General features: G+C 60.9%; 9 protein-coding genes and 1 pseudogene. 5 read left to right on the top strand and 5 right to left on the bottom strand.

The genetic code is table 11. The features are described from left to right. Nucleotides 1-44 precede the first annotated feature (44 nt). Nucleotides 45-1,928 carry a HAMP domain-containing methyl-accepting chemotaxis protein gene (locus J3P73_RS27490; protein WP_024319675.1) on the bottom strand — a complete coding sequence of 628 codons (1,884 nt, stop codon included), beginning with the start codon at nt 1,926-1,928 and terminating at the stop codon, nt 45-47. 199 nt (nt 1,929-2,127) lie between these two features. On the opposite strand from J3P73_RS27490, the pseudogene J3P73_RS27495 reads away from it, so the two are divergent. Beyond that, nucleotides 2,128-2,838: pseudogene (locus tag J3P73_RS27495) on the top strand (DUF4272 domain-containing protein). Nucleotides 2,839-2,989: 151 nt separating this feature from the next. Then, complete coding sequence (locus J3P73_RS27500; protein WP_024319676.1) at nt 2,990-4,033, top strand: magnesium and cobalt transport protein CorA; 1,044 nt, start codon at nt 2,990-2,992, stop codon at nt 4,031-4,033. A gap of 44 nt (nt 4,034-4,077) precedes the next feature. On the opposite strand, the gene J3P73_RS27505 is transcribed toward J3P73_RS27500, so the two are convergent. From J3P73_RS27505 to J3P73_RS27515, 3 genes are read right to left on the bottom strand one after another with little or no spacing between them, the layout of a single operon-like run. Further along, nucleotides 4,078-4,848 carry a phosphotransferase enzyme family protein gene (locus J3P73_RS27505; protein WP_024319677.1) on the bottom strand — a complete coding sequence of 257 codons (771 nt, stop codon included), beginning with the start codon at nt 4,846-4,848 and terminating at the stop codon, nt 4,078-4,080. A gap of 21 nt (nt 4,849-4,869) precedes the next feature. Then, a complete protein-coding gene (locus J3P73_RS27510; RefSeq protein WP_024319678.1) occupies nt 4,870-5,751 on the bottom strand; it encodes an MBL fold metallo-hydrolase in 882 nt (293 codons plus the stop codon). A gap of 32 nt (nt 5,752-5,783) precedes the next feature. After that, the gene (locus tag J3P73_RS27515) at nt 5,784-6,236 is read right to left on the bottom strand and encodes a hypothetical protein (protein ID WP_032988752.1); all 453 of its coding nucleotides are present in this window, start codon (nt 6,234-6,236) and stop codon (nt 5,784-5,786) included. A 207-nt stretch (nt 6,237-6,443) separates the two neighbouring features. Between J3P73_RS27515 and J3P73_RS27520 the strand changes: the two genes are divergently transcribed. The 3 genes from J3P73_RS27520 to glgB are packed head-to-tail and all read left to right on the top strand — an operon-like array spanning nt 6,444 to nt 15,157. Then, nucleotides 6,444-9,668 carry an alpha-1,4-glucan--maltose-1-phosphate maltosyltransferase gene (locus J3P73_RS27520; protein ID WP_024319680.1) on the top strand — a complete coding sequence of 1,075 codons (3,225 nt, stop codon included), beginning with the start codon at nt 6,444-6,446 and terminating at the stop codon, nt 9,666-9,668. Continuing rightward, complete coding sequence (treS, locus tag J3P73_RS27525) at nt 9,669-12,950, top strand: maltose alpha-D-glucosyltransferase (RefSeq protein ID WP_130663341.1); 3,282 nt, start codon at nt 9,669-9,671, stop codon at nt 12,948-12,950. It abuts the gene before it with no gap. Then, entirely contained in the window at nt 12,947-15,157 is a 2,211-nt protein-coding gene (gene glgB / locus J3P73_RS27530; RefSeq protein ID WP_130687423.1) for a 1,4-alpha-glucan branching protein GlgB, read from the top strand. The genes treS and glgB overlap by 4 nt, the downstream gene beginning before the upstream one ends. Nucleotides 15,158-15,177: 20 nt before the next feature. Here glgB and J3P73_RS27535 read toward each other — a convergent pair whose 3' ends face one another. Continuing rightward, nucleotides 15,178-16,806, bottom strand: a complete 1,629-nt coding sequence (locus J3P73_RS27535; RefSeq protein WP_130687422.1) for a thiamine pyrophosphate-dependent enzyme — start codon at nt 16,804-16,806, stop codon at nt 15,178-15,180. Nucleotides 16,807-16,821: the final 15 nt, after the last annotated feature.

Raw genomic sequence — 16,821 nt, forward strand, 5'->3', positions numbered from 1 at the left:
TCGCCGGGCGCCTTTTGATGTTGGATTTCCTGTTGCCGCCTGTTTCAGCGGCGAGCGCCAACCGCATGCACGGCTGCACGAGCCGCGGGCTGCGCCATCGTTCTCGCCGTCGAGCGAAGGGCTGAGGAATGGCTGGAGGCCACATCATCGAGCTTGAACTGGGCGATGAGTTCGCGAAGCTTCTGGGCCTCCTGCGCGAGCGAATCGGATGCCGCCGTCGACTGTTGCACCATGGTTGCGTTCTGTTGCGTGGTCTGGTCCATCCGGTTGACCGCGACGTTGACTTCGCTGAGGCCGATGGACTGCTCTTTCGCTGAGGTGGCGATCGAATCCATATGGTGATTGATCTGGGTGATGAAGCCGCCGATGGTCTTCAACGCCTGGCCGGTATCGCGCACCAGCTTGACCCCGCCTTCGACCTCCTTCGAGGAGTTCTGGATAAGGCCCTTGATTTCCTTGGCAGCACTTGCCGAGCGCTGGGCGAGTTCGCGCACTTCCTGGGCGACGACGGCGAAGCCCTTGCCGGCCTCACCGGCTCTTGCCGCTTCTACGCCAGCATTGAGGGCGAGAAGATTGGTCTGGAATGCAATTTCGTCGATGACGCTGATGATATTGGAAATCTGCTGCGACGAGGTCTCAATGCGTCCCATCGCCTCTTCGGCGTGAGAAACGACTTCCGCGGAGATCCCGGCGCTGCGATTTGCCTCCGTGGCCACCGTGCGCGTCTCCTCGGTTCGCTTGCTGGAGTTCGACACGTTTGCCGTGATCTCTTCCAGTGCTGCTGCCGTCTCTTCGAGCGAGGCCGCCTGCTGCTCCGTGCGCTTTGCAAGATCGCTCGCTCCGGAGGAGATTTCCCGCGTGCCTTCGTCGATCGTGCCGATGCTGTCGGAAATTGCTCTCAGCGTCGCGCCAAGCTGGTTGACGGACTGGTTGAAGTCATGGCGCAGCGCCTCGAAGTCGGGTGCGAAGGTCTCGTTGAGCTGGAAGGCGAGATCGCCTCCTGCCAGCCGCTTCAAACCGGCGGCGAGGCCCGAGGTGGCGATGCGCAGCCGCTCCGAGGCGTCGGCTTCCGCCTGCTGCTGAGCGGCGAGGCGATCGGCCTCCGCCCTGTTGCGGTTTTCCTCGGCTTCGATTGTCATCCGCTTGTTGGTGATCGCGGCCTGGCGGAAGATCTCGACCGCCCCCGCCATCGATCCGATTTCGTCGGCACGGTCGGCAAACGGGATCTCCGAACCGGTGTCTCCGTCGGCCAGCCGCCGCATCGAGGCGGTGATGCCGGTAATCGGATTGGCGATGCCCGTCAGCACGAACACGACGGCGCCGAGAACGAGCAATCCCGCAAACCCGATCGCGGCAAACAGATCGAATTCTATCGAGGCGAAGGTCTCCTTGCTGAGTTCGGCGGCCTTGTTGCTGCCGCTAACGTTCAGTTCGACCAGGGCCGCCGTGGCTTCCTTGAGCTTATCCGAATAAGAGCGCATCTCTCCACCCAGATATTGCCCCGCTTCCTCGGTCTTGTTGGCCCGGGAAAGGACAAGCAGCTGCGAGCTGCTGGCAATGTAGCCACCAACGCTCTCCTTGATCGTCTTGATCAGTTCGCGCTCGTGGTCGGATGAAGCCAGCGTAAGATAGGCGTCCACCGCTTTGCCAACTGTATCCTCGGCGACTTTAATGGCCTCTTCGCGCGTTTTCTTTTCCGCATCCGACTGCGCGATGATGTGATCACGGTAGGCTAAGCGCAAATTCGTCATGGTGAGATTGATCGCCTGCGACGCCTGCACGCTCGGCAGCCAGTTGGTCGCAATTTCTTCGGTGGAGCCATTCGTCTTTCGAAGACCGTCGACCGCGAGATAAGCGACAAGCCCGAAAAGAAGAGCTATGCCACTGAAAATCAACAGCAAGCTCGATTTTATGTTTGGACGACGCATCAAAAATCCCCATCGAACAGTCCGGCTTCATACCGGCTTGACCGAGAACTTTTGTAAGGAAAATAATTTAACGATCTGTTCCATATGTAAAAATGCCGTTTACCAATTTTCCGGAAAACCGTCGCCACCTTCGCGCTCAGCTCCCGCTAAAGCAGGAAAATGCCTATCGATGCAGCGTCAGGGATGACAGGAGCCAGAAATGATGAAGCGCATATTTTCCGCCCTTCTCGCATTGATCCTTCCGGTGCAGGCAGCCGTTTCGCAACCCGCTGACGAGGGGGGGGCACGCAAAGCCCGGTCTATCGCCCAGCTACAATCGGAAGGCGTGCCGATCATCGATCATCTGCCGACCATCGAGCCCGAGAGCGAGAGTACCCGCCGAAATACAAAGGCTGTCGTTCAGCGGGCGATTGCGCTTGCGATCGTTGCCGTGAAAGGCGAGACCGGCGACCACGAAATGGGCCAGGGTCTCATCCGGCAGTTCGACGCGGCAAGTTTTTTCACCCCTAAGGAACAGGCGTTCATGGACGATGCCGACCCCTCGGATCAGGACCGGACGAACTTCGCCTGGCGTTACGAGGGTGTGCACGTCATGTTATGGGCGCTCGGGATCACCTCTGATCTTTGACGCCCCGACCACATTTGCGACGTGCCATTCATTGCCAACACACTTCGTGAACTGGGGACGGACGGGCTGATGCGTCGCGCAAAGCTGCGCCCACAGAAGGAGCTGCTCGACGCCGCCGACTTGATCTACCGCTACGATTGGGCCGCCGTGAACGCACGGCTGAAGGGCGAAGAGCCCCCTGCCGGCTTGGACAAGGGCGTGGTTTACGAACGACACTACGCCCTCAACTGGCTGACCGGCTACATGGATCAGGATTGGGACGATATTTCCACAGACACATGATGCTGCCGCGCGGCATGTTAACTCGATTAGCTCCCCGCGCCGACGCGGTGATGCATGTTTTACGAAATAGCATTATGATCGGCTGAGCGCCTGACTGGCGGAGGAGCTGGCCGCGGACATGTGATCCGTGCGGAGTGGAGGACGGCAGGATTTGGAACAGCTGAAGAATCTGGGGAGTAATCCCGCGCAGGGGGCTAGCGGTTCCACATCGCCTCCCTATGAACGGCCCGGCGTCGTGGCTGCCGCCGTTTACCAGCATGGGCAACGCATTCGCGACATCAGGATAGAGGAGGCTGGCGAATGGCGGGGCCGAGAGAAGGCGATCGTGTGGATCGGTCTGCACGAGCCTGACGAAGTGCTGCTGAGCCAGGTCCAGGCCGAGTTCAATCTCCATCCGCTGGCGATCGAGGATGCGGCGCAGCCCCACCAGCGCCCGAAACTGGAGATCTACGGGGAGGCGATGTTCATCGTCGCCCGGACCGCGCACATGAAGGACGGCGAAATCATCTTCGGCGAAACGCACCTGTTCGTCGGCCGCGGTTATGTCGTCTCCGTTCGTCACGGCGACTCTTCCTCCTATCTGGCGGTGCGGCAGCGATGCGAGGCGACGCCGGCGGCCCTTGCCCACGGCGAGAACTACATTCTCTATTCCATCCTCGATTTCATCGTCGACAACTACATGCCTGTCATCGAGGTCGTGCAGGACGAGGTCGAGAATATCGAGGATCTGGTGCTGCGCGAACAGCTGACAAAGTCCGATATCGAGCGGCTTTACCTGTTGCGGCGCAGGCTGCTGCGGCTGCGCAACGCCGTGGTGCCGCTTGTCGACGTCTGTCGGCGATACGAGCACACTGATCTTCCCGGCATGGATCCGACGCTGCAATCGCTGTTTCGCGATGTAACGGACCACGTGCGCCGCGTTCAGGAAGATATCGACGCGCTGCGCGAGGTGCTGGCCTTCGCCTTCGAGGCGAGCGTGATGATCGGCCAGTCGGAGCAGACGGCGATTGCCCGCAAGCTCGCCGCCTGGGCGGCGATCCTTGCCGTCCCCACAGCGATCGCCGGCATCTACGGGATGAATTTCAGCGATATGCCGGAGCTGAAAACCCAGTATGGCTATTTCGTCGTGCTTGGCGTCATCGCCACCTTGTGCCTTGTCCTTTTCGGCTTCTTCCGCCGGAGGAAATGGCTGTAGGGTGGGCATGCGGCAGGCTGGACATTCGAGTTGGCGAAGGTGCGTCAGCACAGGGCCTTCAGCAGCCGATTCCGATGGCTTCGAACATAATGCATATCGCTCAGATACAGCCAGGCGTCTCCTCTAGCCACGTGCTCCGCGAATGTCTCATCTCCGGCCGCCGCACTTGGCAAAATGTAATCGATGAGCGCCTGAAGCCGTCGGCAGATCATCTCCGGCAGTTGGAGCCGTTCTTGCATCGTCGCCCCATATGCCGTGCAGAAAATCTCCGCCCGCTGCAGTTGATCGTCGAGGCCGAAGGTCACATCAGGATTGGCAGGATCGGAGAGCGGCGCCCAGCGGTAAACCGAATAGGCCAGATCCCATATGCGGGGTGCGGGATGAGCGGTGTCGAAATCAATGATCCCGACGGCCTCATGACCTGCTGTGGCGACATTGTAGGGCGCATAATCTCCATGGCATATGATCTCGCGCGGTTCCTGCGGCGGCAGCATCCATGCCTGGACCGCGCGATCCGATTCCAGAAACCCTTGAGATGCCGAATGAAATTCGCGCAGTAGCCTGGCTGCGGAAAGCAGCATGCGCTCCGACCCGACAAACTGGTCGCTCAAGTCTTCGCAGACGCGCCCGCTGACATAACTGACGACTTCCTGGTTCCCGGTTATTTCAATGGGGTCAGGCGCTCCCGGAAAGCCTCTGCTTCTCAGATGGCGCAAAAACCGGTGCACCGTCGGCGTCCATGCGCCGGAAGGCCTGATCACGGTGTTGCCGTCACGCCAGATCTGCCCGGCTCGTCCGCCCTCCAACAGTTTCATTTTCCGGTCTCCAGACGTCCTCTATGCGAATTTCAGTTTTTCGATATGGGCCTGAACCGTGGCGCCAAGGTTTGTCTCATGGCAGTTCCGATAGAAGGCCTCCACGTCGGAAGGCATTCCGTCGGGAATGGGGACGAAGTCTTCAAGCCGCAGGCCGCTTGAACCACCGAGTTGCGGGTCCGCCAGCTGGCTCTCGCTCAAACTGCCGACACGATCGGCCAGAGCTTGGAAATAGGCCAGGTTGCCATCCACCGCCGAAGGAGAGTGCGTCCGACCGTGCGCCGGGATGACCAGTCTTGCATCCAGGTCACGTATCCGCTCGAGCGAGGAACGGATCGAGCGCAGGTCGCCTGCATTTTTGCCCCAGACTTCGGGGATGGGGTATTCCACCGCGTCGACGGCCAGGCAGATGCGAAGTTCGGGAATCCATACGGCGACATGGTCGGGCGTATGTCCCGGCGTATGAATGAGCTCCAGCGTCAGATCGCCGCCGTTGAGGGTCATCGAGCCGGAGAACGTAATATCGGGACCGATGAGGTCGACGTTCCGAAACCTCGGCTCCTGGCTTGCCTTGTCCCTCAGGACTTCCCGTGCGGAAGGGTCGCGTAAACGGTCGAGCGTGGCGGCATGCGCGATAATCGGAGCGCGCCCCGCAATGGCGGCATTCCCCCAGAAATGATCCCAATCCATGTGCGAATTGATGACGATCAGCGGACGAGCGTTCATCTGTTCCCCGAGCAGGTCCAGCGCCGTCAGGCACTGTTCGGGCGTTCCGAGCGTATCGATCAGCACATTGAACCTTTCGGTCCGGACAAACACGCTATCAACCTCGTCCCCCGCCCTGACGATCACGATTCGATCATCAAGTTCGGGATATGAACATAATTCCACCGATGGGTTCACGTCTGCTCGCCTCTATTGCAATCGCAGTGATTTCATTCGGATACATCAAGTCTCGTTCGGGCGCCTGATCTTTCAGAACGGTGCGGGGCGGCGGCGGGGCTTCCCGTCTGATTTGGCTTGCGCTCTACCGGAACATGGACATCCCAGCGTCTCATCGCGGTGTTCGGGACTGCGACCGGGCATATGACCATCACGCTCGGTTTCGAGCGGCCATAGCTCTTCGGCGTCCACCGTGTTTCGAGCGGGACCGCGCATCGGGGAACCAGCGTCTTCAGGTTCGGCTCCAGCACGTCCCATTGCTGATGCCCCCTGGCGTTTTCGTGCGAAATGAAGTGCCTGGCCTCCTCGCGGAATTCGAACAGGCCGTGCGTGTCCTTGGTGGAGCGATCGGTCTCGATGCTCCAGGAGGCAAGGCACAACGCGCAAGCCGACAGGGCAGCGCTTGAGAGTATCGATCGAAACAATGGTGCGCCCTCAGAAGCCATATGGGTCCCCCTCCCGGGAAGCGGAAGACTACCCAAATTCGGCACGAACCTTCAAGGCCTCTCGGCGGAAGCGAGCGCCTTCGTACGTGTCCCATCGATCCCGCGCCAGTGCGGCCGACGATGTCTGCGCATCGCGAATTGGCAGTTTCAGTGGAACAACCGCCGCCAACAGAAGTTTGCCTTCAAAGCAAACTCGAGCGGCGGCCGATGTCATTCTCTCCAAACCAGGGTGTGTTGAGCACCCCACCCCGGATCTATTATGTCAATCCACTCCTTCTTCAGGGTATCGATGCGTGGCGCGAGGTTTTCGACCATGCGGCGGAGACCGGGTTCGACCGTGTGCTGACGGCACCTCTCTTCGACCGGGGCGGGGAGCGCAGCATCTTTGCTTCTCAGGATCTGGGCCGCCTCGATCCTCAACTGTCGCTCGGAAGTGCAGTCGAGGATGGGGTGGCGCGCCTGACGGACGCTGCCCGCAAGAGCGGCGTCGCCTTGATGATGGACCTGATGCTCGACGGCAAGGCCCGAGATCCCGAGGCGGGCTTTCATCCTGTCGATCCGAGACGCTCACCATTGGATCCGACGGAGCCGATGAGCGCGATGGCGGCTGAGTCTCAATCCCGGCTGTTGGAAGAATGGACCGAACGGCTGCGGGGGCTGGTCGGTCTCGGCCTCTCCGGCTACCGGGCGCTCGGGATTGATCGCATTGCGCCGGCTGCGTTCAAATCGTTGATTTCGGCGGTGCGCGAGAAGGCGGACGCGCAATTCCTCGCCTGGACGCCCGGCACTGATTTTGGGGCGAGGAGCGCGGTCAAGAATACGGGCTTCGACGGATGTTTTTCATCGATGGCCTGGTGGGATTTCGACGAGAGATGGTTCGTCGAAGAACACCGCGTCCAGAAGCCGCTCGGCTGGCAGATCGCTTTTCCGGAGCCGCCATTCGGCAGGCGGATCGCGCACGGAACCGAAAGCCGCGAAATCCTCGAAAGGCGCGCCGTCAGGGCGCTGCGCCTTGCTGCTTCGCTCGGCGGCGGCCTGATGGTTCCGATGGGCTTCGAATATGGTGCAGCCACGCCGCTCGATCCGACCCATGGGAACGGAACGGGCTTGCGGGGGCTGCGTCATGATCTGGCCTTCGATATCTCCTCCGAAATTCGCCTTGCGAACACGGAGATCGGCAAGAACCCCCATGTGCCTTCCTCATCGCTTCGGCTCATCCGCAATGCCAGTGGCCCGGTCTCAGCACTGCTGCAATCGGCGGCGGAGGACCTTCGCAGCGCCGAGAATGTGCGGTTTATCCTGCTCAACAGGGACCTTCGGAAAAGTGCGCCAGCTCCGGTAACCGCACTGCGCGAAGCAGCCTCAGGCTTTCTTCCCGTCGCCGCCGACGGCACGGCTCTGCGGCTGCGGGCAGGGGAGACCCTAGTAGTGGAGGGCAAGGCGCCGGCACCGATCACATCCCGGCCGATCCTCGACGTCGCGCAGGCGACAGCATCCCCGCGGCTCGCCATCGAAAACATCACGCCGCAAGTCGACGGCGGGCGCTTTCCCGTCAAGCGGGTGGTCGGCGACACCGTCACCGTCGAAGCGGATATATTCGCCGACGGCCACGACCCGATCGCAGCGGTCCTGCTCTGGCGGCCGCTCGATGCGGCGGACTGGAACGAGACGGAGATGCAACTGGTCGAAAACGACCGCTGGCGCGCTGAATTCCTGCTGGAGCGCATTGGACGCTATGAGTTTGCCGTCGAGGCATGGAAGAACCCGTTTGCGATCTTTCGCTACGAACTGACGAAGAAGAACGATGCCAGGCTGGACCTGAAGCTTGAACTCCAGGAGGGGATAAAGCTCGTCCGTTCGGCCGAGATGCATGCAGGTGCCGCGCTCCGCGCCGAATTAAAGGCCCTCGTCGACCATCTCGAAAGGGCATCCGATGCCGAGCGCACGGCGGTCCTGCTCGATGCCGGGACATCCGATTTGATGAACAAGGCGGACAGGCGGCCGTTTCGGCTTCGCTCGACGGCAAGCGCCGTCGATGCCGAACGCAAGGAGGCTGCCTTTGCCAGCTGGTACCAGATCTTCCCGCGCTCGCAGAGCGGCGATCCGGACCGGCACGGCACCTTCGACGACGTCATCCCGAGATTGCCCACCATCCGTGACATGGGCTTCGACGTGCTCTATTTCCCGCCGATTCATCCGATCGGCTCGACCAATCGGAAAGGCCGCAACAACAGCCTGAAAGCCGGGCCGGACGACCCCGGAAGTCCCTATGCGATCGGCTCCGAGGACGGCGGCCATGACGCCATCCATCCCGAGCTCGGCGAGTTCGAGGATTTCCGCCGGCTGGTCGAGGCGGCAGGCCGACATGGCCTGGAGATCGCTCTCGACCTCGCAATCCAGGCGTCGCCGGATCATCCCTGGCTCAAGGAGCATCCCGGCTGGTTCGACTGGCGCCCGGACGGCACGATCAAATATGCCGAAAACCCGCCGAAGAAATACGAGGACATCGTCAACGTCGATTTCTACACCAGAGATGCGCTGCCTTCGCTGTGGGTGGAACTCAGGGATGTCGTCCAGCTTTGGGTGGACCAGGGCGTCAAGCTGTTTCGCGTCGACAATCCGCACACAAAACCCTTTCCGTTCTGGGAATGGCTGATCGGCGATATCAGGGGACGTCATCCAGATGTCGTCTTCCTGTCGGAAGCCTTCACCAAGCCGAAGGTCATGTACCGGCTGGCAAAGATCGGCTTCTCCCAATCCTACACCTACTTCACCTGGCGCAATGCCAAGTGGGAGCTTGAGCAATATATGCGGGAGCTGACCGAGACGGCGCCGAAGGAATTCTTCCGCCCCCATTTCTTCGTCAACACGCATGATATCAATCCGGATTTCCTGCAGAACGCGCCGCGCCCGGCCTTTCTGATCCGCGCAGCACTTGCCGCTACCCTTTCGGGGTTGTGGGGCGTCTATAACGGTTTCGAACTTTGCGAGGGGCGTCCCGATGCCAAGCGCAAGGAATATGCCGACAGCGAAAAGTATGAGATTCGAGCCTGGGACTACGACCGGCCGGGCAATATCATTGCCGAAATCAGGACGCTCAACCGCATCCGGAACGAAAACACCGCGCTGCATTCGCATCTCGGGTTGACGCTGCTGAACGCGCGAAATGACAATATCCTGTTTTTCGAGAAGGCAAGCCGTGCCCGCGACAACGTCCTGTTGATCGCCATCAGCCTCGATCCCCACAATTTCCAGCAGAGCGACGTCGAGCTGCCGCTCTGGCAGTGGTCGCTGGGCGACGGCGGCACGCTGGATGCCGAAGATCTGATCGGCGGGCATCGTTTCAAGTGGACCGGCAAATGGCAGAGCATCAGTCTCAATCCTGAGGTCCTGCCCTATGCGATCTGGCGTATTCGCTCAAGGGAGGCATGAATGGACACGATGAATGCAGATAGCGCGCCGCAGCCGCTCTGGTACAAGGATGCGATTATCTACCAGCTGCACATCAAGTCGTTCTACGATGCCAATGGCGACGGGGTCGGCGACTTCGCCGGCCTGCACCAGAAGCTCGATCATATCGCAGCCCTCGGCGTCAATGCCATCTGGCTTCTGCCTTTCTTTCCCTCTCCGCGCCGCGACGACGGCTACGACATCGCCGACTACGGCAATGTCAGCCCCGATTATGGGACGATGGAGGATTTCCGAGCCTTCGTCGACGCCGCCCACCAGCGCAATATCCGCGTCATCATCGAGCTCGTCATCAACCACACCTCCGATCAGCATCCCTGGTTCCAGCGCGCGCGCCAGGCGCCGGCGGGATCGCCGGAGCGCGACTTCTATGTCTGGTCCGATACCGATCAGAAATTTCCGGAAACGCGCATCATTTTCATCGACACGGAAAAATCCAACTGGACGTGGGACGCTGTCGCTGGCGCCTACTACTGGCACCGCTTCTATTCCCATCAACCCGACCTTAATTTCGATAGCCCCCTTGTCATGGAGGAATTGCTGAGGGTGATGCGTTTCTGGCTGGAAACTGGCATCGACGGTTTTCGTCTCGACGCGATCCCCTACCTCGTCGAGCGCGAGGGCACGATCAACGAAAACCTGCCGGAAACCCACGTGATCCTCAAACGCATACGCGCCGCGCTCGATGCCACTCATCCCGGCGTGATGCTGCTTGCCGAGGCCAATCAATGGCCGGAGGACACGCGCGAATATTTCGGAGAGGGCGACGAATGCCACATGGCCTTCCACTTTCCACTGATGCCGCGCATGTACATGGCGATCGCCAAGGAGGATCGGTTTCCGATCACCGATATCCTGCGTCAGACGCCGGAGATTCCAGACAACTGCCAATGGGCGATCTTCCTTCGCAACCACGACGAGCTGACGCTTGAAATGGTGACCGACGCCGAGCGGGATTATCTCTGGGAGACCTACGCATCCGACAAACGTGCCCGCATCAATCTCGGCATAAGGCGGCGCCTGGCGCCATTGATGGAGCGCGACCGCCGGCGGATCGAGCTGATGAACGCGCTTCTTCTCTCGATGCCAGGAACGCCGGTGATCTATTACGGCGACGAAATCGGCATGGGCGACAATATCTATCTCGGCGACCGGGATGGGGTGAGGACGCCGATGCAATGGTCTCCGGACCGTAATGGCGGGTTCTCCAGGGCAGATCCGGCGCGTCTCGTCCTGCCGCCCGTCGCCGACCCGCTCTACGGTTTCGAGGCCGTCAACGTCGAGGCGCAGAGCACGGACGCGCATTCGCTGCTCAACTGGACGCGCAGAATGTTGGCGTTGCGCGGCAGGCATCCCGCCTTCGGGCGTGGCACGCTGCGGTTTCTTTCACCGGAAAATCGCAAGATCCTTGCCTATCTCAGGGAGTATGAAGGTGAGGTCTTGCTTTGTGTTGCAAGTCTCTCGCGGCTGCCCCAGGCCGTCGAACTCGACTTGTCGAGCTTCGAGGGGCGCGTTCCCATTGAACTGACCGGCATGTCGCCGTTTCCGCCGATCGGCCAGTTGACCTATCTGCTGACCTTGCCGCCCTACGGTTTCTTCTGGTTCCAGCTGACGGCTGATGCCGACCCGCCGGCGTGGCGCACCGCACCACCGGAACAGCTTCCCGATCTGTTGACGATGGTCATCCGGCGTAACCTGCTCGACCTCGTGGATGAACCGGGTCATGCACGCATCCTGAGCGGCGAAATCCTGCCCGCCTATCTCTCCAAGCGGCGATGGTTCGGGGCAAAGGACCAGGCGCTTCAGGCCGCCCGACTGATCTCCACGACACCAATCCCATTCGCCGACGGCGTCGTCCTCGGCGAGTTGGAGGTCGTGCTGCCGAACCACAGCGAATCCTACCAACTGCCGCTCGCGGTCGCCTGGGACGATGCGCACCCATCCGCGCTTGCCCAGCAGCTTGCGCTTGGGAGGATTCGCCAAGGTAGACGCGTCGGTTTCCTCACAGACGGATTTGCCGTGGAGGCAATGGCGCGCGGCATTCTCCACGGACTTCGCGACCGCTCGCGCACCACCGGCCGGACCGGCACGCTCGAATTCATTGGGACAGAACAGCTCGACAGTCTCGATATTTCAGACGAGTTGCCGGTGCATTGGCTATCGGCTGAACAATCCAACAGCTCGCTGCTCGTCGGCGACGTAGCGATGATCAAACTGATCAGGCACATCTTCCCGGGCATCCATCCGGAAGTCGAGATGACGCGCTACCTCACCCGCGCCGGCTATGACCACACGGCGCCGTTGCTCGGCGAGGTCGCACATACCGATTCCAGCGGACGCCGTTCGACCTTGATCATCGTCCAGGGCGCGATCCGCAATCAGGGCGACGCCTGGAACTGGATGCTGAACAATCTGCGCCGTGGGGCCGACGAACTGGTGCTGAACGATCCGGCGGTCCAACCAGACGACGACGTCTTCCGGTCGCTGATCAGTTTCGTCGCGATGGTGGGCCTCAGGCTCGGCGAATTGCATGTCGTGCTCGCTGCGAAGACCGGGGACGAGGCCTTCAGCCCGGTGGTAGCAGGCGACAGCGAGGTCGAGGCGATGAGGAAGGCCGTTGCCGGGGAGCTCGCCTATGCCATGTCGAAGCTTGACGAACGCGACGAGAATGCCGACCCCGCAATCGACCTGCTCGCAGCGCCGCTTCTCAAGCGTCGTTCCGAACTCGCAGACCTCGCCGCGACGCTGGCGGAGAGCGCCCGCCATACGCTGATGACGCGCACGCATGGCGACTTCCATCTTGGCCAGATCCTCGTCAGCGAGGGTGATGCCGTCATTATTGACTTCGAGGGCGAGCCTGCGAAAAACCTGACGGAGCGCCGCGCCAAGACAAACCCGCTGCGCGATGTCGCCGGGCTTTTGAGATCGCTGAGCTATCTCGTGGCCACCGCCCAGCTCGATAATGACGCGGTCATCGAACACGACAACGAGGTCCGTCGCGAGGCGATCGCCCGCTTCGGGCGCCATGCCGAGGAGGCCTTTCTCGATGCCTATTCGCAGGCGGTTTCCGTATCGAAGGAGCTTGACATGCCAGCCAATCAAAGACGGAGGGTTCTCGATGCCTTTCTTCTCGAAAAGGCCGCCTACGAGATCGCCTATGAAGCCCGCAACAGGCCGAAATGGCTTCCGATCCCGCTATCCGGCCTTACCGAAATTGTATCGCGTCTGGCGGGGGTCAAGGCATGAATGTTGAGCGCTCGGAACTCCTGGCGGGCATCGGACAGGATGCGCTATGGGCCTTAATCGAGGGGCGCCACGGCGATCCCTTTTCGATCCTCGGTCCCCACGAAAGCGGCGGCATGACGATCGTGCGGGTGTACCTGCCCGGCGCGGAAGCGATCGATCTCATCGATGCGACGAGCGATCGGGTGGTGACGCCTTTCAGCATCGCCCACCCGTCCGGCCTGTTTGCGGCGGCGGCTGCGTCGAGGACGGGATACCGGCTGCGGATCACATGGCCGGATGCAGTCCAGATCACCGAGGACCCCTACAGTTTCGGTCTGCTGCTCGGGGAACTCGACCTCCATCTGATATCGGAGGGCACCCACTATAGTCTCAGCCGTACGCTCGGCGCGGTTGATATGTCGATCGACGGTATATCAGGCGTTCGTTTCGCCGTGTGGGCTCCGAATGCGCGCCGCGTCTCGGTTGTCGGCGACTTCAACGCCTGGGACGGGCGGCGAAACCCGATGCGGCTGAGACAATCGGCGGGCGTGTGGGAGCTGTTTATCCCCCGGCTGGCACCCGGCGAAAGATACAAGTTCGAGATCGTCGATGCGCAGGGGACCTGCCTGCCGCAGAAGGCCGATCCGGTGGCGAGGGCGAGCGAGGCCGCCCCATCCACCGCGTCCATCGTCGCATCGTCGACGCCGTTTCGATGGACCGATGACGGCTGGATGAAGGGCCGGTCCCGGCAAGACAGGCTGGAGGGCGCGTTCTCCGTTTATGAGGTGCACGCCGGTTCCTGGCTTCGCGATCAAAAGGACGGCAACAGGTCGCTCGACTGGGTCGAACTCAGCCAACGGCTCATTCCCTATGTCAGAGACATGGGCTTTACCCATATCGAGCTGCTTCCGATCATGGAGCATCCGTTCGGCGGATCCTGGGGCTATCAGCCGCTCGGCCTGTTCGCTCCGACCGGCCGATATGGGACGCCTGAGGATTTCGCCTATTTCATTGACCGGTGCCATGGCGCCGGGCTCGGCGTCATCCTCGACTGGGTGCCCGCCCATTTTCCCACCGACGTCTGGGGGCTTGCCCGCTTCGACGGCAGCGCGCTCTACGAGCACGAAGATCCGCGCGAAGGCTTTCACCGCGACTGGAACACGCTGATCTACAATCTCGGCCGCAAAGAGGTGAAAGGGTTCCTGATCGCCAGCGCGCTGGAATGGCTAGAGCGCTACCATATCGACGGTTTGCGGGTCGACGCCGTGGCCTCGATGCTTTACCGCGACTACAGCCGCAACGAGGGCGAATGGATTCCCAACCAATATGGTGGTCGCGAGAACCTGGAAGCGGTCGAATTCTTCAAGCACCTGAACAGCATCATTCACGAGCGCTGCCCGCACGCGATGACGATCGCCGAGGAATCGACGGCCTGGCCCGGGGTGACGAAGCCGCCGGAGCAAGGGGGGCTGGGCTTCGACATCAAATGGAACATGGGCTGGATGCATGACAGCCTGAGCTACATCGAGAAGGATCCGATTTACCGGAGCTACGCCCATGGCACGATGACCTTCGGAATGCTCTATGCCTATTCCGAACACTTCATTCTGCCGATTTCACATGACGAGGTCGTCTACGGAAAGGGCTCGCTGCTGACGAAGATGCCGGGCGACGAATGGCAAAAATTCGCCAATCTGCGCAGCTACCTCGCCTTCATGTGGGGCCATCCCGGCAAGAAGCTCTTGTTCATGGGCAGCGAAATCGCCCAGCCGGGCGAGTGGAATCATGACGGGTCGGTGACCTGGGATGTGCTGGACCGGCCTCAGCATGTGGGGATTCAGCGGCTGGTGAAGGATCTGAACGGCCTTTACGGGGGCGAGCCGGCATTGCAGTTCGGCGACTTTCATCCGGAGGGTTTCGAATGGGCGGCAGCCGACGACGCCGTCAATTCCGTCCTCGGCATGCTCCGTTATGCGCCCGATCGCGCTTCGACGGTCCTGGTCATGTCGAATTTCACGCCGGTGCCGCGTTACGGCTACAGGATCGGTGTGCCGAGAGACGGTGTGTGGATCGAGAAGATGACGACGGATGCACGGGAATATGGCGGCTCTGGCCTGGTCAACGGCGCGGTGTCGACCGAACCGGTGCCCGCCCATGGCAGGCCCGTCTCGCTGTCGCTGACGCTGCCGCCGCTATCGACGATCTTTCTGCAGGGACCGTCGCCTTGAGCGGCTTCAGCCCTTGCGCTTCATTCGGTGTGCGGAGCCGGATGAATGAAAGGCCAAGGGCTCGCCTCGGATCCCTTCTCGATGGGAACCTCGATGAGAACGGGTTCGTCGAGAGATAGGGCTTTCTCGATCGCGTCTTTCAATTCGCCAGGGCTCGTCACCTTGAATGCGCGAATGCCGAAGCTCTCGCCAAGCGCGACAAAGTCTGGATTGGTGAGTTCCGAGCCAAGATAACGGCCTTTATACGCCTGCTTCTGGTCACGCAGTACGTTGCCATAGGCCGAATTGTTGAAGACGATGGCGATGACATTGATCTTATGCTGGACGGCGGTGGCAAGTTCCTGAACCCCGAACATGAAGCCGCCATCGCCGGAAACAGAAATAACGGCCTTGTCGGGATTGGCGACTTTCACGCCCAAGGCCGTGTTGAAGCCGAAACCCAGATTGTCCTGATAACCGCATGTGACGTACTGACGAGGGGCATAGACCGGGAATGCAAATCGGGCGGTAAAGCCCATCTGGCAGATTTCCTCGACGAAGAAGCCGTCCCTCGGCAGGGCTTCGCGAATGGCATCGAGATAGGCGAGCTGCGGCTGCACGGCCGAGAAGCGGGACCTGGCCTCTTCGTTGCGTTCGGCAAATTCGCGCGTGCGATCCGTGCGGCCGGAACCTGCCAGGGCATCGAGTAGAGCCTGCGTTCCAGCTTTGGCATCGGCGACCACCCCAACGTTCGGCTTGAGACGGACCATCTCGGTCGGATCGATATCGATGCGGATCACCTTGAGATCCTTGGGAAGCCACTTCCACCGCATGAATTGCAATTCGAGGCGGCTACCCACGCCGATCAGAACATCGGTGTTCTTCCAATATTCGTAGGCGGCGACGAAATTCAGGTAGTTCGGGTGGTCGTCGGCGACGATGCCCTTGCCGGAGCGATGGGACGTGACCGGCGACTGCAGCAATTCCGCAAGAGCAGCGATCTCCGCTCCAGCATCCACCGCGCCGCCGCCAACCATGATCATCGGATTCCTGGCGCCTGATATCAGTGCCGCCGCGGCAGCGATTTCATCAGGGTTGACGGCCGGATGAGACGCTGTCGTGCCGACCGGCAGATCGATTTCGGGGCCGGATTGTCCAAACACGTCCCATGGCGCTTCGACCGCTCCCGGACCCTGGCGGCCTGAGAGCATTTTGGCGACGATCTCGGCCATGACAGGGCCGGTTTCGGACTGGTGATTGATCCGCTCTGCCGTCTTTGTGATTCCGCGCATCGTCGCGAGTTGATCCGGTAATTCGTGCAACTGCCCTCTGCCTTGACCGATCAAGTGGGACATGATGTTGCCGGTGATGCACAGCACCGGGGCATTGGCGCCGTAAGCGGTGCAAAGAGCTGCCCCGGAATTGAGGACGCCTGGGCCGGGAACGACGGTATAGGCACCGATCCGGCCGGTGGATTTGGCATAACCATAGGCCATGTAACCGGCGCCCTGCTCGTGCCTGGTGTGAATGAACCGAATTTTGTCACCGGCACCGTAGAGAGCATCGTTAAAATCATACATGTGGGCGCCCGGGATGCCGAATAAGGTATCGATCCCATGGGCGACGAGTGAACGGGTCATTGCCTGACCGGTCGTTTCTTTCCTGCTCATCCGGAGGCTCCAATA

It is taken from the genome of Rhizobium ruizarguesonis, assembly GCF_017357285.1.
GTDB classification, from domain to species: Bacteria; Pseudomonadota; Alphaproteobacteria; order Rhizobiales; family Rhizobiaceae; genus Rhizobium; species Rhizobium ruizarguesonis.